General features: G+C 55.6%; 19 protein-coding genes. 6 read left to right on the top strand and 13 right to left on the bottom strand.

The genetic code is table 11. The features are described from left to right. The first annotated feature begins 351 nt into the window (after positions 1-351). From ACR3EJ_RS14305 to ACR3EJ_RS14295, 3 genes are read left to right on the top strand one after another with little or no spacing between them, the layout of a single operon-like run. On the top strand, positions 352-1,368 hold the full coding sequence (locus tag ACR3EJ_RS14305) for a C4-dicarboxylate TRAP transporter substrate-binding protein (RefSeq protein WP_170539203.1): 1,017 nt from the start codon (positions 352-354) through the stop codon (positions 1,366-1,368). Between the two features lie 60 nt (positions 1,369-1,428). Next, on the top strand, positions 1,429-2,058 hold the full coding sequence (locus ACR3EJ_RS14300) for a TRAP transporter small permease subunit (RefSeq protein ID WP_170539205.1): 630 nt from the start codon (positions 1,429-1,431) through the stop codon (positions 2,056-2,058). A 3-nt stretch (positions 2,059-2,061) separates the two neighbouring features. Continuing rightward, the gene (locus ACR3EJ_RS14295) at positions 2,062-3,465 is read left to right on the top strand and encodes a TRAP transporter large permease (protein WP_010439523.1); all 1,404 of its coding nucleotides are present in this window, start codon (positions 2,062-2,064) and stop codon (positions 3,463-3,465) included. 50 nt (positions 3,466-3,515) lie between these two features. Here the strand turns inward: ACR3EJ_RS14295 and ACR3EJ_RS14290 are convergent, their stop codons facing one another. The 3 genes from ACR3EJ_RS14290 to rocF are packed head-to-tail and all read right to left on the bottom strand — an operon-like array spanning position 3,516 to position 6,406. Continuing rightward, positions 3,516-4,559, bottom strand: a complete 1,044-nt coding sequence (locus ACR3EJ_RS14290) for an ornithine cyclodeaminase (RefSeq protein WP_170539207.1) — start codon at positions 4,557-4,559, stop codon at positions 3,516-3,518. A 6-nt stretch (positions 4,560-4,565) separates the two neighbouring features. Beyond that, positions 4,566-5,486: a citrulline utilization hydrolase CtlX gene (gene ctlX / locus ACR3EJ_RS14285; RefSeq protein ID WP_170539209.1), complete on the bottom strand. Its 921-nt coding sequence runs from the start codon at positions 5,484-5,486 to the stop codon at positions 4,566-4,568. After that, positions 5,486-6,406 (bottom strand): arginase, encoded by a 921-nt coding sequence (gene rocF, locus ACR3EJ_RS14280; protein WP_170539211.1) that lies wholly within the window; start codon positions 6,404-6,406, stop codon positions 5,486-5,488. Before rocF ends, ctlX begins: the two co-directional genes overlap by 1 nt. Positions 6,407-6,492: 86 nt before the next feature. Between rocF and ACR3EJ_RS14275 the strand changes: the two genes are divergently transcribed. Continuing rightward, a complete protein-coding gene (locus ACR3EJ_RS14275; RefSeq protein WP_010439529.1) occupies positions 6,493-6,921 on the top strand; it encodes an Lrp/AsnC family transcriptional regulator in 429 nt (142 codons plus the stop codon). A 91-nt stretch (positions 6,922-7,012) separates the two neighbouring features. Beyond that, the gene (gene mprF / locus ACR3EJ_RS14270; RefSeq protein WP_170539213.1) at positions 7,013-9,619 is read left to right on the top strand and encodes a bifunctional lysylphosphatidylglycerol flippase/synthetase MprF; all 2,607 of its coding nucleotides are present in this window, start codon (positions 7,013-7,015) and stop codon (positions 9,617-9,619) included. A 3-nt stretch (positions 9,620-9,622) separates the two neighbouring features. Here mprF and ACR3EJ_RS14265 read toward each other — a convergent pair whose 3' ends face one another. From ACR3EJ_RS14265 to ACR3EJ_RS14240, 6 genes are all read right to left on the bottom strand, one after another. Next, entirely contained in the window at positions 9,623-11,173 is a 1,551-nt protein-coding gene (locus ACR3EJ_RS14265; protein WP_480423015.1) for an efflux transporter outer membrane subunit, read from the bottom strand. An 11-nt stretch (positions 11,174-11,184) separates the two neighbouring features. Continuing rightward, complete coding sequence (locus ACR3EJ_RS14260; RefSeq protein ID WP_170539217.1) at positions 11,185-12,330, bottom strand: HlyD family secretion protein; 1,146 nt, start codon at positions 12,328-12,330, stop codon at positions 11,185-11,187. A 21-nt stretch (positions 12,331-12,351) separates the two neighbouring features. Continuing rightward, positions 12,352-12,714 carry a DUF3302 domain-containing protein gene (locus tag ACR3EJ_RS14255; protein WP_170539219.1) on the bottom strand — a complete coding sequence of 121 codons (363 nt, stop codon included), beginning with the start codon at positions 12,712-12,714 and terminating at the stop codon, positions 12,352-12,354. 34 nt (positions 12,715-12,748) lie between these two features. Then, a complete protein-coding gene (locus ACR3EJ_RS14250) occupies positions 12,749-13,318 on the bottom strand; it encodes a disulfide bond formation protein B (RefSeq protein ID WP_170539221.1) in 570 nt (189 codons plus the stop codon). 11 nt (positions 13,319-13,329) lie between these two features. After that, positions 13,330-13,485: a DUF5993 family protein gene (locus ACR3EJ_RS14245; RefSeq protein ID WP_170539223.1), complete on the bottom strand. Its 156-nt coding sequence runs from the start codon at positions 13,483-13,485 to the stop codon at positions 13,330-13,332. A 101-nt stretch (positions 13,486-13,586) separates the two neighbouring features. Further along, a complete protein-coding gene (locus tag ACR3EJ_RS14240; protein WP_170539225.1) occupies positions 13,587-14,348 on the bottom strand; it encodes a DeoR/GlpR family DNA-binding transcription regulator in 762 nt (253 codons plus the stop codon). A gap of 191 nt (positions 14,349-14,539) precedes the next feature. On the opposite strand from ACR3EJ_RS14240, the gene glpD reads away from it, so the two are divergent. Further along, complete coding sequence (gene glpD / locus ACR3EJ_RS14235; protein ID WP_170540381.1) at positions 14,540-16,108, top strand: glycerol-3-phosphate dehydrogenase; 1,569 nt, start codon at positions 14,540-14,542, stop codon at positions 16,106-16,108. 72 nt (positions 16,109-16,180) lie between these two features. Here the strand turns inward: glpD and ACR3EJ_RS14230 are convergent, their stop codons facing one another. The 4 genes from ACR3EJ_RS14230 to ACR3EJ_RS14215 all read right to left on the bottom strand — a co-directional run bounded on the left by ACR3EJ_RS14230 (position 16,181) and on the right by ACR3EJ_RS14215 (position 23,838). Continuing rightward, positions 16,181-19,318 (bottom strand): efflux RND transporter permease subunit, encoded by a 3,138-nt coding sequence (locus ACR3EJ_RS14230; protein ID WP_170539227.1) that lies wholly within the window; start codon positions 19,316-19,318, stop codon positions 16,181-16,183. Between the two features lie 3 nt (positions 19,319-19,321). Continuing rightward, positions 19,322-20,500, bottom strand: a complete 1,179-nt coding sequence (locus ACR3EJ_RS14225; RefSeq protein WP_170539230.1) for an efflux RND transporter periplasmic adaptor subunit — start codon at positions 20,498-20,500, stop codon at positions 19,322-19,324. 293 nt (positions 20,501-20,793) lie between these two features. Continuing rightward, positions 20,794-22,512 carry a methionine--tRNA ligase gene (gene metG / locus ACR3EJ_RS14220; RefSeq protein WP_170539232.1) on the bottom strand — a complete coding sequence of 573 codons (1,719 nt, stop codon included), beginning with the start codon at positions 22,510-22,512 and terminating at the stop codon, positions 20,794-20,796. A gap of 102 nt (positions 22,513-22,614) precedes the next feature. Continuing rightward, entirely contained in the window at positions 22,615-23,838 is a 1,224-nt protein-coding gene (locus ACR3EJ_RS14215) for an MFS transporter (protein ID WP_010439558.1), read from the bottom strand. Positions 23,839-23,918 lie beyond the last annotated feature (80 nt).

Below are 23,918 nucleotides of genomic sequence, written 5' to 3'. Positions count from 1 at the left end.
GACAATGTCGATCCATTTCCTCCCCGAGTCGAATAATACGGAGATCAGAAAAGAAATAAATAAATTACGATAATCCTTGAACTTCTTTGTAAATAAGTTTCAGAATAATCGTGATACTTGTAAACAAATATGAAATTACCAGTAATTATTAAATAATAACAATAATATGACTGTAACGTACAAAAAGCTCACCGGATCGGTTCTAGAATATTAGTATATAGCCCCATTTTGTTGAGCTGAATTGATGGCGGTAACACCGCTTATCCAAGCAGGGGTTGGCAGATTCCAGACTAGGCGCTAGCTTCTCTTTCAAGCGCCTCGATAGGGGGCGCATCTATGGGAGAGATCACAATGAATAAGATACTGAGTGGTGCGGCCTTTGCCGCCCTGAGCGTGGCGTTTGTCACCGAGGCAGCCGCGACCGAATGGAATGCCTCGGTCTGGGGTAAACGTCGTGCTTTTACCGAACATGTTGAAAAACTGGCTGAACTGGTGAACGAGAAAACCGGCGGCGATTTCACCATCAATGTCAGCTATGGTGGCCTGTCGAAGCCCAAGGAAAATCTGGATGGGATCGAGATTGGTGCGTTTGAGATGGCGCAGTTTTGCGCGGGCTACCACCGCGACAAGAACCGCACGATCACTGTTCTGGAACTGCCCTTCCTGGGTGTGAACACGCTGGATGAAGAAGTGGCCGTCAGCCACGCGGTTTATGATCACCCGGCGGTCAAGGATGAGATGGCGCAATGGAACGCGCGTATCATCATGACCTCGCCGATGCCTCAATATAACCTTGTTGGCACCGGTGACCCTCGTGATGAACTTGCCGAATTCGACGGGATGCGTGTTCGTGCCACCGGTGGATTGGGGCAAGCATTTGAAGCGGTTGGCGGAGTACCTACGTCCGTGCCCGCGACAGAAGCTTACAATGCGATGGAATCGGGCGTGGTCGATACAGTGGCCTTCGCTCAGCATGCGCATCTGTCGTTTGGAACCATCAACGAAGCCGACTGGTGGACGGCTAACCTCAATCCGGGAACCGTGAATTGCCCAGTTGTGGTAAATATAGACGCCTATGAAGCCCTGCCAGCGGAACACCGTGAGGCGCTTGATAGCTCGATTGATGAGGCGATCGCACATTATTTGGCCAACTACGGTGGACTGCTTGAAAAGTGGGACGGCGTTCTGGAAGAAAAGGGCGTTGAAAAGGTCGAGATTGACGGCGCAGTTCTTGAAGAGTTCCGCGCCAAGGCCGCCGATCCAATCCGCGCAAAATGGATCGAAGACATGACGGCTCAGGGTCTGCCAGCGCAGGATCTCTACGATCTGGTGCAGGCAACACTGCAACAGCAACGCGGCGGTAACTAATCGCCCTTCGCCGGGTGTCATTGGGCACCCGGCCTTTCCTTCAATCAAAGGATTGCGGAGATGGCAGGACATGCCACGGTGCTTGAGGATGGCAGTCTTCTAAGTCGGCTGGATCATCGATTGTTGCGACTGGAGCGCTTTATGGCGCTGATCAGTGGATTTGCGGTCTTCGGACTGATGGTGCTGGCTGTTGTGTCAGTCAGCGGCCGAAACGCCTTGAACGCGCCGTTGCCCGGCTATGTTGACTGGATCGAACAGGCGATGCCCCTGATCGCATTTCTGGGCATTTCGTTTGTGCAACGCGATGGCGGGCACATTCGAATGGATATCGTGATCTCGCGCCTGAAAGGGCGGGCGTTGTGGTTGTTCGAACTGATCTCGGTCCTGTTGATCCTACTGCTGATGCTGGCGCTGGTTTGGGGCAGTTGGTCCCATTTCGACCGCTCCTTTGATTTTGGCGCCCCGATGTGGAGCCGAGACAGCTCGATTGACATCGGGATTCCTATTTGGCCAGCCAAGCTGCTGGCGCCCGTTGCTTTTTCGGTTCTTTGTGCTCGGCTGGTCCTGCAGGTCTGGGGCTATGGACGCGCGTTCTTGCTGGGGCTCGAAACCCCGGTTGCCGTCCCGTTGATACAGGATGCCGCTGCACAGGCTGCAGCCGAGGCCGAACAATTCGAAGGACGTAACTGACCCATGGATACGATTGATATCGGCCTTTGGGTCACTGCCGGTCTGCTGATCCTGGTCGTCACGGGCATGCGGGTGGCATTCGCCGCTGGTTTGGCAGGCTTGATTGGCCTTATTTGGATATTCTGGGCCAAATTTGGGTATGATCCTGGGCGATTTGGCAAAGCGCTGACGGTCGCAGTCAAAACAGCCGGGCAGGTGCCGCACTCTAAGGTGGCATCGCATACACTCAGCCTGATCCCAACATTCATACTGATTGGCTATCTTGCTTATTACGCTGGCCTGACCCGCGCCTTGTTTGAGGCGGCAAAACGCTGGGTGGCTTGGGTGCCTGGCGGTTTGGCCGTTTCAACAATCTTTGCGACCGCCGGTTTTGCAGCGGTCTCAGGTGCCTCGGTCGCCACATCAGCTGTCTTTGCGCGCATCGCCATCCCCGAGATGCTGTCCGTAGGGTATAACAAACGTTTCGCCGCCGGGGTGGTCGCCGCTGGTGGGACCTTGGCTTCTCTTATTCCGCCGTCTGCGATCCTTGTGATCTACGCCATAATTGTCGAGCAGGACGTGGGAAAACTGTTGCTTGCGGGTTTTATTCCCGGTGCGTTCTCGGCGGTGATTTATGGGTTGTTGATCGTTGGCATCGCCGTGATTTTCAAATCCGTCGGGCCGCCTGTGACAGGATTTACCTGGAAACAACGATTTGCGGCGCTTCCCGGCGCGTTGCCCATCGTGGCAGTGATCCTCATCATCATCTGCTTCGTCTATAACCCGTTTGGCGACAAGGCCTGGGGCACCCCAACTGAGGGAGGAGCCATCGGGGCCTTCATCGTGTTCTGCTTTGCCCTGATCCATGGGATGCGCTGGCCAGAGTTCAAGTCGGCCTTGCTTGAAACCGCCAAACTGACCGCCATGATCTTTGCGATCATCTGGGGCGTTCTGATTTATGTCCGCTTTTTGGGATTCGCTGATCTGCCCGGAGCGTTTTCCGACTGGATCACCTCGCTCGAGATGTCGCCGATGCTGATCCTGATCTGCATCCTGCTGGCCTATGCAGTGCTGGGCATGTTCATGGATGCAATCGGCATGCTGCTATTGACACTGCCTGTCGTGTATCCCGCCGTTATGGCCCTGAATGGGGGCGAGGCCGTTAGCGCCGCAGACAGCGCCTTTGGCATGTCCGGGCCGATGTGTGCGATCTGGTTTGGTATTCTTGTGGTGAAAATGGCCGAGTTCTGCCTGATCACACCACCCATTGGCCTGAATTGCTTTGTCGTTGCCGGGGTGCGGCCTGACCTTAGTGTTCAGGATGTGTTCAAGGGGGTGACGCCTTTCTTCATTGCAGATGCTCTGACCATCGCGCTGCTGGTGGCTTTTCCGGGGATCGTTCTATACTTACCATCGCTGGCCGGATAAGAAAAAGCCCCGGCCAAAGGCCGGGGCACAGTTATTGATGTGCGGGTTCTTTATCCTGCCCGCATCAACATCCCAAACAAGTCCCTTGGGTCGTCAGGGTCTGCGAGCATATCCAATGCTTCATAGAAATCAGTGCCTTCAATTGCACTTTTGATGTATCGTAGTGCCGAAAAATCTTCGATTGCGAAACCTACACTGTCAAACAACGTGATCTGTCGATCGTCGGTGCGGCCTTTGGCCTGTCCGGTCATCACTTCCCACATCTCGGTGACCGGGTGATCATCCTCCAGAGCCTGTATTTCACCTTCGATCCGCGTTTGCTCGGGGTATTCTACAAAGATATCCGAGCGCAGAAGGATATCGCGGTGCAGTTCGGTTTTGCCGGGGCAATCGCCGCCAATCGCGTTGATGTGGACGCCGGGGCCGACCATATTGTCTGTCAGGATGGTAGCGTATTTCTTGTCAGCGGTGCAGGTCGTTATGATCTGAGCGCCTTCGATTGCGTCCTCCGGCGTTTTACAGGGCACGACCGTCAGCCCTTTGCCCTGCAGATTGGCAGCACATTTCGCCGTCGCGTTCGTATCGGTGTCGTAGAGCCGGACAGTATCGATCCCGCACATGGCTTTGAATGCGAGACACTGGAACTCGGATTGCGCTCCGTTTCCGATCATCGCCATCGTCGTCGCCGATTTGGGTGCGAGGTAATTGCCAACCAGCGCCGAAGTTGCTGCCGTCCGCAGAGCGGTCAGCATAGTCATTTCGGTCAATAATGTCGGGTAGCCGGTATAAACATCAGCCAGCAGGCCAAACGCTGTCACGGTTTGCAGGCCCTCAGACGTGTTCTTGGGGTGACCGTTTACGTATTTGAACCCGTAAGCCTCACCATCCGAGGTTGGCATCAGTTCGATTACGCCGTGTGGTGAGTGAGCCGGGATGCGGGGCGTTTTATCAAAACTCTCCCAGCGTTTGAAATCAGCTTCGATCTGCGCAGCAATCTGTGTGATCATCTGTTCGACCCCGACGTGGTGAACCAGACGCATCATGTTGTCGACGGATACAAACGGCACGAGGGCCTTATCAGAGGGTTGCATCAAAGACTCCTATCGGCGGGAAAGATGGATACCAGCGATCATACAACGTACGGATCCACCGGCTGTTTCAATTGTGGGAACCGAGAGCGGCAGCGGAGTTGCGCTGGCTTCGATAACCGCGACTTGAGCGGGCGTAAGAGCCATTAGCGCACGGCTGGACAGCGCCAAAACCAGACCATCGTTGCCGCTAAGCTCAATCGCGTTTCCTGCAAAATCTGCGATCTGTTCATGAGACAGATCGATGACAGTACGACCAGACTCCTCAAGCCGTGCCCGAACTGTTGCCCGACGTTCTGGGTCGGAAATCATGTCCAAACAGATCAGCGCGTAGTGCGTCCCGATCCCCATCAGAACATTGGTGTGATAGACATCGCGTCCTTCGGCATCCTTTGCATCGAACGCGATCGGCTCATAGTTGAAATGCGTACAGAAACGTTCCAACAACACCGGATCAGCGCGGTTGGATCGAACGGTGTAGGCAATACGGCCCACGTGATCCAGAACCATTGCGCCCGTACCCTCAAGCGCGAGGTCGTCCTGTTCGAAGCCGGAATAATCGATGATGTCCTGAACACGATATTCATGCTTTAGCATCTCAATCACATCTGAGCGTCTTTCGCGTCGGCGCGATGGTACGAACATCGGATATATGGCGACATGACCGCCCGGATGGGTCGAAAACCAGTTGTTTGGGAACACGCTGTCGGGTGTATCGCGCTCACCTTCATCGTCAAACACATGAACGGTTACACCAGCAGCGTGAAGCCGTTCTACTGCTTTGTCATGCTCATCCCGCGCAGCAGCTGAAGTCGCTGCGGCAGATCGATTTGCCAGCGTTTGAAACGCATTGTCGTCTCGGGTTTCTGGATTCGACGCGAATGCATGGGGGCGCACCATCACTACAGCCGAAGGCGATTGAAGAGATATCATCAGAAGCTCCGGGTTGGGCGATCGAAGATGCGACGACCCATCAGCGAGGCCGCGAGATCGACCATCAGTTTTGCGGTCCGGCCGCGCTCATCAAGGAACGGGTTCAACTCGACAAGGTCCAGGGAACAAACGAGGCCGCTTTCGTGCAGGAGTTCCATGACCAGATGCGCCTCACGCTCGGTGGCACCGCCGGGGACAGTGGTGCCGACGGCTGGTGCGATCGAGGGGTCAAGAAAATCCACATCCAACGAGACATGCAGGATGCCGTTGGCCTCGCGTACTTTGTCGAGAAAGGCCAGAAGTGGGGTCTTGATGCCGTGTTCATCGATGCTGCGCATATCGGCCAGCATCGCGTCATCCTTTTCCAGCGCCGCGCGTTCGGCTGGATCAACCGAGCGCAATCCTATCATCCCAACGCGATTGGTTGGGATTGGAGTGGTTACAGGAGGAAAGGGTTCAAACCCCGGTTGACCGGTGAAATAGGCAACGGGTGTTCCATGTAAATTCCCGCTATCTGTGCTGCTCGGTGTATGAAAATCACTGTGTGCATCCAACCAAAGAACAAAGAGCGGGCGCCCGATTTCATCCGCGTGTGCCGCCATCCCTGTCACCGTACCCATCGACAGCGCGTGATCGCCGCCCATGAAGATTGGCAAACCTTGCTCTGCGACTTCATTCGCAGTCCGGCTCAACGCCTGTGTCCAGCCCACGCATTCCGGAAGCGAGAACAGATGGGCGTCTTCTGGCACATCTACCTGATCCGGGTGAGTATCGCCGATGTCGGTTACAGTATGGCCCAGGTCAGACAGCGCTTGTTCAAGCCCGGCAACACGGTAGGCGTCGGGGCCCATTCGACAGCCCTGACGATGTTTGCCAGCATCCATCGGAATCCCGGCGAGAATGATGTTCTGTTTGCTCATAAGTCTATCTATCGATACAATATGAGTTGAGAGAAGAGGGCAAATTGATCAAACTGGATCAACAAAATTCTATTTGGTAATTAAGTATGGACGAACTGGATAATAGGTTGCTGAATGCCCTGCATAGGGACGCACGCGCATCGCTGTCAGAATTGGCCGAATTGCTTGGCGTAACACGAACGACTGTGCGCAGCCGACTGCAGCGACTTAAGCAATCTGGCGAAATCGTGGGGTTCACTGTGGTGACCCGGCAGGGTGTGTCGGAAAGCCCCGTACGTGGATTGATGATGCTTGGAATCGAAGGTCGCGGGACCGAGCGGATCCGGTCCCGGCTGGCAGCGATGCGGCAAGTTCGGGCAGTACACTCGACCAATGGCAGTTGGGATCTGATAGCCGAGATCGGCACAGATACTCTGGACGAGCTTGATGAAGTGTTGTTCCAGATCAGGCGGATGGAAGGCATCACGCGGTCCGAGACAAACCTGTTGCTTTCTACGCGCAAGGGCCGTTCGTGACAGGCTGTTCAAGCCACTTTGACGGATTCGAGAATCGTGCAAAGCTTTGAATTAACACTGATCTGAAGATCATAGGGCAGGGACGTACGGTATGACCACAGAGGCGAGCACCAATGAGACGCGCGTGGAAAATTTGGCCGAGCGCGTAGCAGGGTTGCTGGAAAAGCCATTGGTCAAGATTGCGGTTCCGCTGCTGATCACCGGAATAGCACTCGCGGTTCTGCACGACCTGTCTGCACATGTGAAATGGTCAGATATCCAAAGTGATATCGCGGCGAAGCCTGGAAAGTTCATGTTCTTCGCGCTGTGTTGGACGGCGTTTAGTTTTCTGTCTCTATCATTCTATGATGTCCTTGCCGTGCAGAGTGTGGCTGGTGGAAAGGTGCCTTTGCCCGTTGCCGGAATGGCTGGGGCGAGCGGTTACGCGGTGTCGAATTGCCTTGGATTCTCTTACATCACCGGCACCGCGATCCGATATCGGATCTATGCCTCGCTCGGGCTGGATTTGGGGCGCGTTGCGGGGGTGATCGCGACCTCGTGGGTGGCGTTCTGGATGGGGCTGGTTCTGCTTCTGGGGCTGCTGCTTACCATCCATCCTGACGGTATTTCCAAGGTCCTGCCGATCAGTGAGACAATGGAAACTGTGATAGGTCTCTGCATGCTTGCGGGGCTGATTGTTCTGTTTGTCTGGCTTTCAAGCGGTGGGCGGCGATTGGCGTATGGCGGCTTCGGGTTCAACCTGCCGGGTGGTAAGCTGGCCAGCTTGCTGACAGTCGCTGCAGTTGGCGATCTGTTCGGCGCGTCCATGGCGCTATGGGTATTGATGCCTGACGATCTGGGTGTTGGCTATCCATATTTCTTCGCGGTCTATATCGGTGCAATCGCGGTGGGTATCCTCAGCCATGCACCGGGCGGAATAGGCGTGTTCGAAGCGACTCTGATTGCAGGCCTCGGGGCATCGGGCCGGTCTGATGTCATTGCTGCACTTCTGCTGTACCGGCTGATCTATACTTTTTTGCCATTTGCCATTGCCAGCCTGTCGATTGCGGTCGCATCGGCAATGACTCAGCGCCGACGCATCGGGGGCGCGATGACCTGGGTTTATCGCGCAATCCGCCCCATTGTCCCGATGGTGGCTGCAGGCGTTGCGGCAGTGGCCGGGGTGATCTTGCTGGTCTCGGGTGCCTTACCCTCCAGTTCCCAAAACCTTGGCGTACTGCGTGCAGTGCTACCTTTGTCGTTTGTCGAGGCCTCACACCTCGCAGGCAGCGCAGTGGGCGTTTTACTGCTGTTGGTATCGCGTGGACTATTCCGCAAACTCTATCGCGCATGGGTGGTGGCCATGTTGTTGATGGCGGCTGGTTTCTTTGCCTCGCTCGCCAAGGGGCTGGATACACACGAAGCCCTGTCCTTGCTGTTTACGATTGGCCTTCTGGCGATGTTTCGGGGGGCTTTCTACCGGGTTAGTGGTGCGTCGATCTTTCGGCTGAATATCCCATGGCTGGTCAGCGTAGTTGCATTGCTGGCAGTCATTTTCTGGATCGGGTTGTTCGCTTATTCCCATGTTGAATACGAGAACGCCTTGTGGTGGGATTTTGCCTGGAGCGGCGATGCCTCACGTTTCCTACGCTCAAGCCTTGTTGTCGCTGTGATCCTTGGCATTGTGGCGGTGAACTCTCTGTTTGGGAGAGAAATTCCGGCTCCGGTTCGCACTGAAATTCCCGAAGTCGTTGAACGGCTTGTGATGGAAAGCGAAGACACCGAGTCTCAGATTTCGCTTACGGGCGACAAGCAATTCCTGATTTCACCCGACGAAACCGCATTCCTCGCTTATGCCGATACTGGCAACGCGCTCATCACCAAGGGTGAGCCGGTGGGAGATGAAAAGGCAGGGCAACAACTGATCTGGCAATTGCGAGAAATGGCCGATCGCGAAGGCAAGCTTTGTGCCTTTTACAGTGTCTCGACCAAGTATTTGCCGACGTTCCTGGACCTCGGTCTGTCGATTTTGAAGATCGGAGAAGTGGCCCGCGTGCCGCTGCAGGATTTCTCTCTGGATGGAAAGCCGCGCAAACGGTTCCGGCAGGCCAAGAACAGGGCTGAACGTGAAGGGTACAAGTTTGAAATCATCCCCAAGGAACAGCTTGCTCCGGTGTTGCCCGAGCTTCGTCAGATCTCGGACGACTGGTTGGCGCAAAAGGCGGGTGAGGAAAAAGGTTTTGCACTGGGCGGCTTTGATGATGCCTACCTGTCCTATTTCGACCACGCCGTTCTGCGGGATGTGACAGGCAAGATCATGGCTTTCGCCAACCTATTTCAAGGCGGAAACAAATCCGAATTGTCTCTGGACCTGATGCGTTACGAACCCGACAGTCCCAGTTTTGTCATGGACGCACTGTTCGCCGAGATGATGGTCTGGGGTTCCGAGCAGGGATTCCACTGGTTCTCGCTGGGCGCTGCTCCGTTCTCAGGGATTGAGAACCGGCAGTTGGCCTCGCTTTGGAATCGGATCGGTGGGTTCGTTTATGAACATGGCGAGCAGTTCTACCACTTCGAAGGCCTGCGCGCCTTCAAGCAGAAATTCGATCCGGAATGGAGCCCCAACTATCTGGCCAGCCCGGGCGGATTGGCGGCGCCACGTATCCTCTACGAAGTTAACATCCTGATCTCGGGTGGCCTGCGCGGGTTGACGAAATAGCGTTTAGTTCAGGCTGGCGCGTGTTGGCGTTTTCTCAAGCAGATCGCCCCAATCGGTGCGATAGGCCATTTCGGCCAGAACAGTCTCGGGTAGGAACTCCTGATTTTGACGGATCTGCCAGCCGCCACCCAAACCTTTGTAGATCGCGATCAGATTGGACGAGACTTCTTGCCGCGCCTCGATCAAGTTTGCTTGTGAACGGAGCAGGGCAGTCTGTGTATTCAAGATACGGGAGTAGCTGGCGATGCCGTCGCGGTATTGATCAACAGCTATGTCAGCAGCTTTGCGCGATGCTTCAACGCTACGCTGATAAAAGGTGACCTGTTTGCGCGCCTGTGCATAGGCGACCATCGCACTTTCAACCTCTGAATAGGCGGTCAGCACAGTGTTCTGGTAATTTGCGATCAACGCCTGATAGGCGGCGTCCTGTGCGCGGACATTGTTCTTGATCCGTCCATAGTTCAGAACATTCCAGACAACGCCTGCACTGGCCAATCCTGTGGCACTATTGGTGCTGAACAGATCACGCCCGCCCGAAGCCTGCAATCCGATCGACCCAGACAGGATGAATTGCGGATAGAGATCAGCCAAAGCGATCCCCACCTGCGCCGACTGGGTGGCTGCCGCAAGTTCGGCGGCGCGGACGTCGGGCCGCCGCCGTAGCAATTCAGCAGGCACGCCCACGGCCACGTTGCTGCGCCCTGTCGGAATACGTCCCGAGTTTCCAATCAGGCCCGCCATCTGGGAAGGGGTTTTGCCCAAAAGAACTGCCAGCGCGTTCTTGGCCTGTTGGATATCGCTTTCCAACTCGGGCACTAGCGCCTTCGTGTTGTTGAGCAGAGCAGTTGATTCCTGCACATCCAGCTCGGTCGTCACGCCGTTGTTAAATCGTAACTGGGTGAGGTCTGCCGATTCCTGCTGGATCGTGATGTTCTCCCGCGCGATGCGCAGAGCCTCCTGCAAGGAGCGGATGTTGATATAGAGCGCTGCAACGTCCCCGGTAAGCGTGACCAGAGCGTCGTCATAATTGGCGACCTGTAGTGCAAGGTTAGACCGTGCGGCCTGTACGCCGCGACGTTGTTGGCCCCAAACGTCTAGCTCCCATTGCGCATCAAAACCCACTTGCGAGGTTGAGAATTCGGTGTCCAAAGGGATGATACGCCGGATATCCGAAATCGGCCCAAGGTTGTCGCTGATCTGTCGGCGTTGCAGCGAGCCGCCCACGGCCTGCGACTGCGGGTACAGCTCTCCAAATGCGATACCAAGTTGCGCACGAGCCTGAAGTACTCGGGCGCCCGCAACCTGCAAGGTCAGGTTTTGCGCATAGGCTTCTGCGATTAGTTTGTTCAGCGTCGGATCGTTGAAAGTCTCCCACCAGCGCACAACGGGGGCGCTGCGCGAGGTCAGGCCGCTTTGACCCGCGCTGGGGTTGTTAACCTCCATCCATTGCTTCACCACTGGAGAGTTGGGACGCACGAAATCAGGCCCCACCGGCGTACAGGCGGCGAGAGCGGCAGCGCAAAGGGCGGTGCCCAACAACCGGCGGAGAGTCATATTACGCATCCTCAGATATCCAGCGGCCGGATGAAGTTGGCAAAGGAGTAGAGGCGGATATTGATGCGCCTCAGAAACTCAAAACTTTGACCCATGCCCGTGTAGATTGCCACGGCCGCATGGCCACCAGCGGGGAAGGTGTGCCCCTCAGGCACATCGACTGAGATTTGAACAGCGATCCGACCGGGAAGCTTCGGCAGCTCAAAGCCGGGCAGGCGGCCTGAGGGCAGGTATTGGCCTTGACGTGTGGCCCACCAGACGGCTTCGACCTTGCCGGTTAGAATTTCTCCGGGGTAAAGGTCCAGCGCAACTTCTACCGGTTGGCCGACCTCGACGAATTTCAGGTTCTGCTGGCGGAAGGTGGCTAGAATATAGGGGTCTTCTTCGGCGACAAAGCTGGCAATGGCACCCAGACGAATTTCCCCCACGACCATACCAGGACGCGCCTGTTGTGAAACGATCATGCCATTTTCGGGGGCATAGATCGTTGTGTTGTCCAGAAAATACTCGGCTTCGGCCAGCTGTGCCTCAGCCTCCAAAATGCCGGTATTCACCCCGTCGATCTGTGAATCCAGCGCGAGGTTGGCCTTTTCCAGATTGGCCTGAGCCTCTTTGATTTTAGCCTGATCTTCCGCGACCTGTTCGTTCCAGCGGTCTAGTTCGTCCTGACGTGCTCCACCAGCCGGAACGAGGTTTTCGTAACGCGCCTGTTCCGTTTGGGCATACGCCAATTGCGCATTTGCACGCTCAACCGCTTCGCTTGCAGCGATGACGTCCTGTTCGAGAATTTTTGCGTTTTGCTGCGCCGCCACCAGTTGCGCATTTGCCTTGTCCACGGCCAGCGAAAACACCGTGTCGTCGAACTTATACAGCGGATCTCCCTTCGTGACCCATGTGTTGGGCTCTACCAGAACCTCGGACAGGATTGTGGGCTGTGTCAGACGCGGTACGATCTGGATCGTGGACCGCACGACGTGACTGTCGACTGAGAAGGGCTGAAAGAACCGCAGCGCAACCAAAAAGATCAGCAGCAGATGAGCGCCGACCCAGAACGAGACGATCCCCCACATGATGTTGAATTTCAGCCATTCCATCTTGAAGAAGATGAACCAGACAAAAATGATGTAGAACAGCGTGATGCCAAGGGCGACAAACATGAGTGCTGAATTCCTTTGGCGTTAGGCTTGCTTGGTTTCGTCGGTGTCCAGCGGGTCTTGGTATTCCGGTTTAACGGTGCCGCCCAGACGCTTGATCTCATCCCGGATCGCTTTGCGTTCTTCATCAGGGCCACGGCGCATGTCGACTGTCACTCCGTCATGGAACGCCCAGATAAAGGCATGCACCCACGGGACAATAGCCAAAAAACCCATCCATCCCATGATCTTGACGGCTTCGGCGTGCGGGTGGTTGCGTTTGATCGCAATCCGTCCGGGTAGGCCCATGAGGAACAGAAACAACGCCATCACCGCTGCCAACAGCAGAATAAGCCCCACGAATGTCAGATAGTCATAGTAGCCTAGCGGCTGCCCCAAAAGTCCCATGCTCGCGCCTCCTGTTGGGAAGGTTGTGCCATCCTCAGTTGTTGTTGCCCAGTTCGTCAATCAATTTGTAACTGGTCGGCGGGTCCGCACAAATGGTTGGGCCGCATTCGATCAGGGTCGAGATCGCGTTTAGCCCCGCCAGAGCCAACAACGTAAAAAATGCAGCCTTGGCCATCCCGCTTCCTCCGAAACGCGGGCCTTGTTGAGCGTCACTGACATATTGCCTGTCAAACATCAGCATGATCGCAGTTCCCAGAAGGACCAGAAAAAAGCAGATGGCGGCCCAGGTGTAGTAGTGCAGCCCTAATACGGGAGAGCCGTAGTGGCCTGTGCCTGGTACGATATGCAGCAGGATTTGACGGATCGAAACGCTGCCTCCGTAAAGTGCGGCAAGCAGCATCAGCGCATAGTGACGTGCGCGCGCTCCGTAAAGCAGGTTCAGCCCAAGTCCAACGCCGACGGCGACAAAGCCGACCCTCTGCAACAAACAAAGCGGGCAGGGCAACTCGTTCAGCGAAAACTGATAGGCGTAGGCCAATACCAGTACGAGGCTGACAGCAAACGCGCCAACGGCATTCAGGGTACGAGACAGTTCAGGTGTCATTGAATCGCTCCCTACAACTGAATGGTCAGCGTGCTGGTGGCGTGGAATTTCAGCCAATAGACGCTCAACGCCAGAGTAATCAGAAAAAGTGCCATTCCGGCGCTTGTCCGGCCAAAGTAATTTAATCCCATTGTGACTGTAAGTAACGAAAATAAAAGCGCGATCATGGTCCGCTGCCGCCCCCCTTGCGCCAATTGCAATTGATCACGACTTTGTCATCTGGATTGTGGTCTGGCAAGCAAAGACAACCGAAAGGCGCAGTAGAGGGCTATTTGCATTCCATAATTTGCGTTTGCCAGTCATTGCATTTCCGGGCCAGCGTTTCAGGAAAGTCAGAATCTGTATAAACCGTATCAATATCCGCCAGCGACGCTATGCGCGCAGGTGCGGTTCTGCGGAACTTGGAATTGTCAGCGACGAGGCTGATCTGCCGTGCCTGTTCAATGATTGTTTGGCTGACCAGTACTTCCTGTAGGTCAAAATCCATCAAGTCTCCGTCCAAATCTAAGGCCGAGCATCCAATTATGGCGTGATCAAATTTGAATTGTCGGATGGTTGAAACTGCCAGATTGCCTACCAGCCCGCTATCCGTTCGACGCAGAACACCACCTGCAACGACAATCTGACAATCCGGGTTCTCTATAAGGATATTGGCCACGTTCATGTTGTTGGTTACGACCATCAGATTCTTGTGGTCGAGCAACTGTCGTGCGACGGCCTCGGTCGAGGTGCCGATATTCATAAAGATCGAGCTGCCTTCCGGAATATCTGCTGCGCAGCGTTCGGCTATGCGAATCTTGGCCTCATGGTTCAGGGCACGCCGGTCTTCGTAACCAATATTTGACACGCCCGACCGCAGGACGGCCCCTCCGTGCACCCTGTCCAGTTTTCCTGCATCGGATAGCTCGGACAGGTCGCGGCGGATGGTCTGAACCGTCACCTGAAAGCGTTCGGCCAGTTCGTCGACGGTAACGCGACCCTCTTCATTGGCGATTTCAAGAATGTCTGATTGACGGAAGGATAAAGACATAGCTCAGCTCTGCGCTTGGGATAGTTCGTTTTTGTTCTATTTTTTGAAACTGGCAAGACTTATTGAGCAGTAATTAAAAAATTATGCGAATTTTGACCGCAAGCGAACATTTGCGAAAAGTTATGTTGACGATACGAAGTGTTGTGATGCTAATGCCATCGAAACTGCCACTTTTGGGGAATCGTTTGGATATGTCATCAGACAGCAGTCAGGTAACCGATCTTTTCATAATCGGTGGCGGCATCAACGGGTGCGGAATTGCAAGGGACGCTGCGGGGCGGGGATTGTCTGTCACTTTGGCAGAGATGAACGATCTGGCGTCTGCCACATCCTCGGCGTCGACCAAACTGTTCCATGGTGGGCTAAGGTATTTGGAATTTTTTGAGTTCCGTTTGGTCCGCGAAGCTCTGATCGAGCGGGAAACGCTGCTGCGCGCGATGCCGCATATCAGTTGGCCGATGCGTTTTGTGCTACCATATCACGCCGATATGCGTTTTGATTCTGAGACGCCAACCTCGCGATTGCTGAGTACGGTGATGCCATGGATGCGTGGGCGGCGCCCGGCCTGGCTGATCCGGTTGGGCTTGTTTTTGTACGATAATCTTGGCGGCCGCAAAATTCTGCCGGGAACGCGCGCGTTAAACCTGCGCTCTGTGCCTGAGGGCGCGCCTTTGCAAAACAAGTTCGAAACAGCCTACGAATACTCGGATTGCTGGGTCGAAGATTCTCGGCTGGTGGTTCTGAACGCCCGAGACGCTGAAGCAAGGGGCGCGAAGATCAGGGTCCGGACCGAGGTTCTTGCGGCCAGGCGTGTTGATGACTTGTGGCATATCACGATCCGCGATCAGCAGAGCGGTGAGACTGAGACAATTCTGGCAAGGATGTTGATCAATGCGGGTGGCCCGTGGGTGGGCGATATCATTCAGACCAAGATCCACATAAATTCACGCGAGGGGGTCCGGTTGGTGCGGGGCAGTCATATCGTGACGCCCAAGCTGTTTGATCACGACAAATGCTACTTCTTTCAGGGTGAGGATGGGCGCATCATCTTTGCCATTCCCTACGAGCAAGACTTCACCCTAATTGGCACCACAGATCAGGATCATTCTGATCCATCGGAGCGGCCAGTTTGCACCGAGGCCGAGCAGGAGTACTTATGCGCATTTGCCACGAAGTATTTTAAGAAACCGGTGACTCGTGCTGATATCGTCTGGACCTATTCTGGCGTGCGTCCACTTTATGACGACGGCGCAAGCAGTGCCACCGCAGCGACCCGAGACTATACGCTGAAGGTTGATGCCACAGGCGGCGCTCCGGTTCTGAATGTCTTTGGCGGCAAAATCACCACATACCGGCGCCTCGCGGAAAGCGCGCTGGAGAAGATCGGAGAGTATTTCCCAGATCTTGCAGGGCCGTGGACTGCCGGAGTATCGCTGCCCGGAGGAGATTTCCCCGTTGATGGTGCGCCGGATTTAGTTCGGCAGGTGCAAACGGACTATCCTTTCCTTACAAGAGCATGGGCGCATAGGCTGGTCCGGGCCTACGGCACCGAAGCTTGGGACATTCTGGGGGCGGCCAAAGATCAGACCGATTTGGGCGAGGATTTTGGGGCGACGCTGACCGAGACCGAACTTGTTTGGTTGATGGACAAGGAATACGCGCGCACCGCCGAGGACGTTGTATGGCGCCGCAATAAGTTGGGTCTACGACTAAGCCCCGAGCAGATTGATCGGCTCGATGACTGGATGACAAATCGGTAACGCAACAACCAGTCGCTTCACACGAAAAAACGCCCCGCTGTTTTGCGGGGCGTTTTCGTTTTGGTGCCGTTATTACGCGGTTTCCTCTGACGGTCCTGGATCATTCTTGCTCCCTTTGATCCACTCTCGCATGCTTTGCATAACGGCATAAAGGACGGGAACCAGAATGACGCCGAACAGTGTCGCAGCAAGCATACCGCCAAACACGGCCACACCGATGGCCTTCTGGCTGGCCGCTCCGGCACCGTTCGCTGCCAGCAATGGAACCACGCCCAACAGGAAGGACAATGCGGTCATCATCACGGCGCGGAACCGCTGGAAAGCAGCCTCGACCGCGGCGTCTTTGACGGACAGCCCCTTGGCCCTTTGTTCCATCGCAAATTCGACGATGAGAATCCCGTTCTTTGACGCAAGCCCGACCAGCATGATCATCCCGATCTGCGTGTAGAGGTTGATGTCGCTGCCCACGATTGCCACCGCTGCGACGGCACCGAACAAGGCAACGGTCACCGACATCAGGATCGAAACGGGCATCGTCCAACTTTCATATTGGCCGACAAGGAACAGGTACCCAAACAGGATCGCCAACCCAAGGATCACAACGACCAGACCGCCCGAGGCCAGTTGCTGCTGCGCCGTTCCGGTCCATTCATAGGCATAACCGGGGGGCAGGGCGGTCGCCGATTCTTCGGTCATAGCGGTGATGGCGTCACCGGTTGACAGTCCGGCCGCTGGAACTGCGGTCACAGTCGCAGAACGGAACAGATTGTGCCGTTTCAGCAGAACCGGGCCCAGTACGTTCTCGACGTCGATCAATGTGCCCAACGGCACCATCTCGCCTTTGGTGGAACGTACATAGAGGTCCGAGATATCCTCGACCTTGTTCCGGTACGAGCCTTCGGCCTGGATCATGACGCGGTAAACACGACCAAACAGGTTGAAGTCGTTTACGTAATATGAACCAAGCTGCGCCTGCATGGTCTGGAAGATCTCGGCCACCGAGACCTGCAGCGTCTTGGCTTTTTCCCGGTCCAGATCAACGAAAAGCTGCGGGACGTTTGCGCGGAAAGTGGTGTAGGCCTGTGCGATTTCAGGCCGCTGGTTCGCGGCATAAACATATGAGCCAACAGCCGAGGCCAGATCCTGCGGCGATCCGCCTCCGGTTTGCTGTACCTCCATTTCCACACCAGCGGACATGCCCAAGCCCTGAATGGGTGGCGGGTTGAAGGCCACAATCGACGCTGCGGATTCCTGGTTTGCAATCGCCAGAACCTTGCCCAGAATGGCATCGGCGCCCAGATCAGGTTCTTGCCGCTCCTCCCAGTTAGTGAGGTTGACGAAAATGGCCGCTCCGTTTGTCGTCGTGCCGTTCAGCAGCGAGAACCCGTTCACCAGAACGGTGCTCGCGACACCGGGGATTTCTTGAATCTGCGCATCCAGACGTGCCGAGACAGTTTCGGTGCGTTCCAGCGTTGCCGCGTCGGGCAGTTGGATGTCGACAAACAGATAGCCATTATCCTCAAGCGGAATAAACCCTTTCGAGGTGGTGCCCATGATGGACCCTGTACCGGCAGCGAAGGCCGCGATGATGCCCAGTGAAATCACCGGCAGGATCAGCAATTTTCGTACGATTGCGGTATATCCGTTGCGCATCGTACCGATGAACCCTTCGAACACAGCCAGCAGTCCGGTTGGGGGGCCGGAGCGTGCCTTTAGAACCAACCCACACAAGGCCGGAGACAATGTCAGGGCGTTGATCGATGAGATCACGACAGCGGTCGAGATCGTGACCGCGAACTGAGAATAAAGCCGCCCTGAAATACCAGGCATAAAAGTGACGGGTACGAATACTGCCAGCAAAACCAGGGTTGTCGCAATCACCGGACCAGTGATTTGGCCCATCGCCTTGCGCGTCGCTTCGGCAGGGGTCAGCCCTTCATCCGCGATGATACGCTCGACATTTTCAACTACGACAATGGCGTCATCCACCACGATGCCGATGGCTAGGACAAGCGCAAATAGTGAGATCGTGTTGAGCGACATGCCGAATGCCAGAAGGAAAGCGAATGTTCCAATCAGTGAGACGGGAATTGCCACCGCGGGAATAATAGTCGCGCGCCAACTGCCAAGGAAAATGAACACCACCGTAATCACGAGTATGAATGTCAGGATCAGTGTTGACACCACGTCATTGAGCGATTGTTCCACAAAGTCTGTCGTGTTGAACGGAACGGCATATTCTACATCCGACGGAAAGGCACGGGACAGACGGTCTAGCTCGGCTTCAACACGTTCGGAAACCGCAAGCGCGTTCGCGCCGGGGGCCTGATAGATGCCGATAACCGTTGCTGGAACGCTTTGAAAGTAACCCGAAGCTGAATAAAACTGCGCACCAAGTTCTGTGCGTGCGATGTCTTTGACACGTACAATCGCGCCTGCATCACCGGTGCGGATAACGATATCTCCGAACTCATCAGCAGAGGTCAGGCGGCCTTTGGTCTTGATCGTGTATTGAAAGGTTTGCCCTTCCGGGACCGGAGGAGACCCTATTGACCCTGCAGAGACTTCGATATTCTGCTCGCGGATTGCGTTTATGACATCACCCGGAGCGATCGACAGCGCGGCCATCTTATCCGGGTCCATCCATATCCGCATCGCGTATTCCAGGTTGGTTAGAACATCCGCCTTACCTACGCCCTGAACGCGTGCCAGCGCATCTTTCAGGTTGATCGAGGCATAGTTCGAAAGAAACACACTGTCATACGTGCCATTGGGCGAGGTCAGCGTGACCAGCAACAGCATGTTTGTTGACGCTTTTTGGGTTACCACGCCCGATGAGGTCACTTCGCTCGGCAACGAGGCCATGGCCTGCGCGACGCGGTTCTGCACGTTGACCGATGCAATATCGGGATCGGTGCCAACTTCAAACGTTACATTCAGAGAATAAGAACCGTTATCTGACGAAGTTGACGTCATATAGATCATGTCGTCCACGCCGTTGACCTGCGCCTCGATTGGCGCGGCTACAGTGTTCTCGACAGTTTCGGCATTCGCGCCGGTATAGGTGGTCGTTACACTGACAACTGGAGGCGTGATATCAGGGAATTGCGCAACCGGCAGGACCATATAACCGATCCCGCCCAAAATGGTAAGGACCAGCGAAATTACAAGCGCCAGCTTGGGCCGGCTGATGAACAGGGCAGAGAACATCTGTTATTCTCCTGGCTGCTCAGAGGCGACAACGGCATCGACGGCGACGCCGGGACGAACGCGCTGCAGGCCTTCGACGATCACACTTTCGCCCTCACGCAGACCATCCGTTACGATAATGGCCGAGTCGACGGGGTCTCCGGTTGTGATGTAGCGCTGCTCGACCATCTGTTTGTCATTGACGACCAATACGAATTCCCCGCGTTGGTCACGTTGCAGGGCTGCTTGAGGGATTAAGACCTGCAGCGTTGGCTCCAACGCTTCGATCTGGACGTTTACGAACGCGCCATCGACAAGCAGACGTTTGGCATTTTCGAACTGAGCTGTGAGGGTGATCGCACCGGTCAACGGGTCAATGCGGTTATCTACAAAAATGATTTCGCCTGTCTCATCCAGTACGGTTCCGTTCGGCAAGGTCACATGGACGTTTGGACTTTTGTTGCTTTCTGCCAGGGTCGCTGGATCTTCACCAATTTGTTCAAGAACCGAGGTGAACTGTTTCTCGTTCAATGAAAAATTCACGTAGATGGGGGCTTCGCTAACTAGCGTGACGAGGGGCGGATTATTGGGGCCGACGACGTCGCCAACACTAATTTCGACCCGACCGATCCGACCAGAAAATGGCGCGTGAATCTGGGTGTAGCTGAGATCAAGCTCAGCCTGCTGGATGGCCGCATTCGCAGCTTTTACTTCGGCTTCCGCAACCAATTCGTTGGCACGTGCGATATCACGTTCGGACTCGGGTGTGGCGTCTCGCTTGTACAGTTCTTCCTTACGTGCCAGATCGACTTTGGCCAGTTCAAGGTTGGCCTGAGCGCGGTCAAGATCAGCTTTGCGCGCCTCCAGAGTTGCTTGGTAAAGGTCTGGTTCGATCGTGAACAGCAGGTCATCTTTAGACACGGGGGCGCCGTCATCTACGTTCTGACTGTCCAGAAATCCGCTGACGCGCGCGACGATGTCGACCTTGTCGATGGCCTCGGCCCGCCCAATAAACGTCGCCTGATCAGTAATCTCTTCTGTATAGGCCGCCGCGATCGAGACCTTTGGCGCGGGGGCGTCTGACTGATCCTGTGCCATAACTGAATGTGGAAGGATGGACCATGCGATTACAGCGAGAGATGCGCCTATTGTCCTGAAATATCCGCGGCGGCGGTATGTGGGCTTTTTAAATGCAAAGGACATGATGGCGCCTCGTTCAAACTAAAGATAATGCGCCCGGGCATCAGATATGCGCGGACGAGTCGAGTGATGTTTCAGGCAGGATGGCGGGTTTGGCGCAGTTTCTCAAGCATGTTGAGACTTCCTGCGAAGTTCAGATGGTAAAAAATTTCTTTCCAATTGGCGGACTTAGCTTGCGTCCACAGCAGATTTGCAGAGGAAAGGGCATCTTTTTAGGGCCGGTGGGTCCCCTGAATAAAACACGACAGAGGATTGCTCAGCCCTCTGCCGCTGCGTTCACAGATGAAGATTTATTGTTACTTACGCGTCCCGGCGAAGCGATTCTGCCAGTCTTCACGTTGCTCATCGGTCACCTTGGCGAACAGCACATCGGGAACCGTGAAGTCGTGGCCTGCGGGTAGGGCACGCAGTGCGGCGTCGACGTCATCAGGCCAGCTGGTGTCCAGCGTGTTCATCGCGCTAAGCATTTTTGCCGAAGTTTCAGGAATAAACGGCGCGCTCAGAACCGCATAGAGTCGGATCAAGTTCAGCCCCAGCCTGACTTGAACCGCAGCCAGCGCCGGGTCTTCCTTGAAAGTTGACCAGGGGGCCGCGGCCTGCAGGTATTCGTTGCCTGCGACCCAGATCGCCCGCAACTCCTGCGCAGATTTACGCACTTCCATTGCTTCCATGTGGCCTTCATAGGCGCGGATGCGTCGGGTCAGTTCTGCGATAAGCGTTTGCTCATGCTCACCATATTCACCATCACCCGGAACGGCCTCACCGAACTTGGAGCGGCAGAACTTGGTGATCCGGCTGACAAAGTTGCCCAGAACGTCAGCGAGGTCCTTGTTGACCGATTGCTGGAAGTTTTCCCAGGTGAATTCGCTGTCGCTGCTTTCCGGCGCATGGCTTAGCAGCCACCAGCGCCAGTAGTCGGCAGGCAGAAGCTCCAGCGCCTGATCCATGAACACGCCGCGCCCTTGTGAGGTCGAGAACTGGCCGCCGTCATAGTTCAGATAGTTGAAAGATTTCAGGTGATCGACCATCTTCCACGGCTCGCCCGATCCCAGAATGGTAGCAGGGAAGCTGAGCGTGTGGAACGGCACATTGTCTTTGCCCATGAACTGGACGTACCGCACGTCATCCGCGCCTTTGTCGGTGCGCCACCATCGCTCCCACTCGGCATCGGACTTACGGTTGGCATCCGCCCATTCCTTTGCGCAGGCGATGTATTCGATGGGCGCGTCGAACCAGACGTAGAAGACCTTGCCTTCCATTCCAGGCCAGTCCTGATCGCCTTTCTTAACCGGCACACCCCAATCCAGATCGCGGGTGATGCCGCGGTCCTGCAGACCGTCGCCATCATGCAACCATTTCTTGGCAATCGAGGTGGTCAGGATCGGCCAGTCTGACTTGCTGTCAATCCACGCATCCAACTGATCCTTCATAGCGGATTGGCGCAGATAGAGATGTTTGGTCTCGCGCACCTCTAAATCCGTCGAACCGGAAATCGCTGAGCGGGGCTCGATCAGGTCGGTCGGGTCCAATTGCTTGGTGCAATTCTCGCACTGATCACCACGCGCGCGATCATAGCCGCAATTGGGGCATGTACCCTCGATATAACGGTCAGGTAGAAATCTGCCGTCGGCGTTTGAATAAACCTGCTTCTCGCTGACCTCGCGGATCAGCCCGGCCTCATCCAGTTTGCCTGCGAAGTGCTGGGTCAGGTTACGGTTCTGATCGCTGGATGAACGGCCAAAGTGGTCAAAACTCAGACCGAAGCGTTTGGCGATGTCTGCTTGCACCGCATACATATCGGCGCAGTATTCCGCGACGGGTTTGCCCGCTTTCGCCGCAGCCAGTTCCGCAGGGGTGCCGTGTTCGTCAGTTGCGCACAGGAACATGACCTCATTCCCCCGACCACGCAGATAGCGCGCGTATAGATCGGCGGGCAACTGCGAGCCGATCAGATTGCCGAGGTGTTTGATCCCGTTGATATAAGGGATCGCCGAGGTGATTAGAATCCGAGCCATTTTGCGTTTCCAGATAACTGTCTGCGCGCCCGTCTACAGTATGTCGGCGGTTAGCAAAAGGCCGGGTTTTGAGACTCTGTGTATTTCACACTGAAATCGCGCTTAGTGCTTTTCACGCGAACCTTTCAGCAATCTGCCAATCGTAAACGAAGTACGCGGCGCATAGACGTAATTTGTCCGTTCGTCGGGCGTTGGGCGAGAGCGCATGCGGGCAAGGCCGAACACGATCAGGAATGCATGACCCAGAGCCACGAAGGCAAATAGGGCGCCAGGGCCGAACTGCTGGATCAACGTGGATGAGATGTATGGTGAGGCAATCGCCCCCAGCGCGTACCAAAACATCAGCGCTGCGGCCAGTTCCACGCGTTGTTCGGTGGTGGCAAAGTCATTTGCATGGGCTGATGAAACCGAGAAGATCGGGAATGTGGTCAGGCCGAAAAAGCCCGCTGTCAGCATGACGCCGACTGTGCCGGTTCCGCTGGCCAACATTGTGATGCCGCAACTTAAGACCGCTGCGGCCGATAACCAGATCAACACCCAGCGTCGGTCATATTTGTCGGCCAGCCAGCCCAGCGGGTACTGCGCCAGTGCGCCGCCCAGAACGAATGAGGCCAGAAAGAACGCAATCTGATCGACGGCCAGCCCCACCTCCTGACCGTAAACCGGGCCGACCATTCGAAATGAGGCCGAGCTTAGGGCTGCGACGATGACCCCGGCCACTGCAAGCGGTGAGTTTTGCCACGCCAGCCGGGGCCGTAAGCGTGGTGCGTCCGGGGTTTTGGGTTGGCTCGCGCGTGTTAGCGTCAAAGGCAGTAGCGATGCGCAGCATAAGATGGCCAGAAGATTATATGAAACATAGGATGCCGGAGGCAGAACCGCGATGATCAACTGCGCGCAAAGCGAGGCGCCCAGATCTGCGATGCGATAGCTTCCCATCACACGTCCACGTGATTCATTTGTGACCTTTGCATTTAGCCACGCCTCAATCACCGTGTAGCACCCGGCAACGCAAGTGCCCGACGCGATCCGTAGGATGGCCCAAACATAGGGGTTCTCAGTCAGCGTGTGTCCCAACAGCCCCATCGCACCCAAGGCGGTGCAAACGGCAAATGCGCGCGAGTGTCCGACGCTTCCCATCAGGCGCGGTGCCCACCAGCAGCCAATGAAAAAGCCAAGGAAATGCGAAGACCCCAACAGACCGATCTGTTCTGTCGAAAAGTTCAATGTCAGGCCCGAGATCGCATCCAATGGCCCAACACCACCGGTCGACAGTTGCAATAGTATGACCGAAAGAAAAAGTGCGGCAAATGAAATGATAGTACGCATGATGGGGGCAGCTTGTCTTTGTTGTCACGAATTGCGCGTATCTATTCGACACCTTAGCGTCGTTTTTTGGCGTTCCTTGG

It is taken from the genome of Ruegeria sp. AB11 (assembly GCF_056536325.1).
This window is presented reverse-complemented; position numbering and strand designations above follow the sequence as displayed.